This is a genomic window from Deltaproteobacteria bacterium (genome assembly GCA_009930495.1).
In the GTDB taxonomy this organism is placed as follows: Bacteria; Desulfobacterota; Desulfovibrionia; order Desulfovibrionales; family Desulfomicrobiaceae; genus Desulfomicrobium.
On the sequence record RZYB01000312.1, the window covers coordinates 1 to 2035 of the forward strand.

Consider the following 2035-nt stretch of genomic DNA (forward strand, 5'->3'; position numbering starts at 1 on the left):
TCTGTCGGGCCGTGTTGGTCAAATGGTCCTCGCCGCGCAGGACCAGATTGACGCCCATGTCCACGTCGTCCACGACCACGGCCAAGTTGTAGCTGGGCCAGCCCGAGGAACGCAGCAGTACGAAATCACCAAAGGCCGAGGTCGGCACGCTGATTTGACCCTTGATCAAATCCGTGAACTGGATGGTCCTGTCGGCCGGACAGCGCAGCCGGATGACATGAGGACTGCCAGCCTCCACGCGCGCCTGGGCCTCGTCCGGGGCAAGGCTGGCGCAGCGCCCGCCATAGCGCGGCGGCTGCCCGTTTTGGGCTGCCAGTTCTCGTTCGCGCTCCAGTTCGGCTTCGGTGCAGAAACAAGGATAGGCCAGACCCCGTTCCACCAAGTGCTGTACGGCCAGGGCATAGCGTTCCAGACGCAGGCTTTGGTGGCGGACCGGCTCGTCTGGTGTCAGACCCAGCCAGGACAGGGACCATAGGATGGCCGCTTCGGAGGCAAAGGTGGAGCGTTCCCGGTCCGTGTCTTCCAGGCGAAGCAGGAATTTGCCGCCGCTCTGCCGGGCCAGGAGAAAATTGAGGATGGCGGCGCGCACGTTGCCCAGATGCAGCACGCCCGTGGGGCTGGGCGCGAAGCGGGTGATCCAGGGACCGCCGGTTTTGAAATTGGTCATGCCTGCTCCCTTGCGGCCGTGACCACGGCCACGGCCTTGATGCCTTCCTTGCGGCCGGTGAAGCCCAGATGTTCCTCGGTAGTGGCCTTGATGTTGACGTGGTCGTCGTTGAGTTCCAGCAGCCTGGCCACGTTGGAGCGGATGGCTGTTTTGTGCGGGGACAGGCGCGGAATCTGGGCGATGACGGTCAGGTCCACATGATGGATGGCAAGGCCGGCGGCGCGGGCCTTGTCCATGACTTCGGACAGCAGAATGCCCGAGGCCATGTTTTCGAAGCGGGCGTCACTGTCTGGGAAATGGTCGCCGATATCGCCCTGGCCAAGGCAGCCGAGGATGGCGTCGCACAGGGCGTGCAGGAGTACGTCGCCGTCGGAATGGGCCTTGACCATGGGCGCGCCGGCAATGGGGATGCCGCCAAGAACCATGGGGCGATTGCCGCCGTACGCGTGGACGTCGTAGCCGAATCCGGTGCACGGGCGGGGCAGAGTCGAGGGGGGTGCGAGCACGCGCAGGTCCTCCGGAGTGGTGATTTTGATGTTGGTGATCTCGCCGGGCACGACGCGGACCATGCCGCCGGCCAGTTCGATCATGCTGGCGTCGTCCGTGACCCGCCAGTCTTCGGTTTCGGCCCGGGCGTGGACCTGACGCAGGATTGCGCTCGGAAAGAGCTGCGGGGTCTGCACGGCGACCAGCCGGGAACGGTCCAGCGTGGCCCGGACCCGGTCTTTATCCACATCCTTGATGGTGTCCGTGACCGCGATGCCGGGCACGACACCCTGAGCGCCTTCGGTCAGGCCATCCAGCAGGGCGCGTACGAGGCTCGCGGAGAAAAAGGGACGGGCGCTGTCATGGACCAGAACGCGGCCGCAGTTTTGAGGCAGGGCGGCCAGTCCCAGTCGGACAGAGTCCTGGCGGCGATTCCCGCCGGCCACGGCCAGAACGGGCACCCCAGGGGAGTGACGACGCGCGAGGGCCGTGATTTCGGCGGTGCGTTCGGACAATTCCGTTTCCGGAAAGACGGCGACGATGCCGGCCATGTCCGGCACGGCGGCCAGGGTCTGGATGCTGTGCCAGTACAGGGGCAGCCCTTTCCAGGGCAGGAATTGTTTGCGTTCGCCGCCCGTGGCCGGTGCCAGGCGCGAACCCTGGCCAGCGGCCAGCAGGATGGTCCAAAGTGAGGATATCATCATGAAGAAGTACGGAGCCGGACGATAAGCCGGATTCTGTGCCCGTTGCCGGGCGGCTGTCATTCCTCTAGGGCGGCGGTTGCCCGCCGTCTCCAGCAACCTACCCGAAGGGTCGTGACCGGGCCGGTCACCTTCCTATTTGGTCTTGCACCGGATGGGGTTTACCGAGCTTGCCGCGTCA

At 65.4% G+C, this 2035-nt stretch carries 2 protein-coding genes and 1 other RNA gene; all 3 read right to left on the minus strand.

The annotated features are described in order from the left end of the window. On the minus strand, nt 1-667 hold a 667-nt coding region (locus tag EOL86_14150), incomplete at its 3' end, for a glutamate--tRNA ligase (GenBank protein ID NCD26716.1). Next, nucleotides 664-1857, minus strand: coding sequence for a 2-C-methyl-D-erythritol 4-phosphate cytidylyltransferase (ispD, locus tag EOL86_14155; GenBank protein ID NCD26717.1), 1194 nt, complete (start codon nt 1855-1857; stop codon nt 664-666). The genes ispD and EOL86_14150, both read right to left, overlap by 4 nt. A gap of 6 nt (nt 1858-1863) precedes the next feature. Continuing rightward, nucleotides 1864-2035, minus strand: an RNA gene (gene rnpB / locus EOL86_14160) — RNase P RNA component class A; the annotation flags it as partial.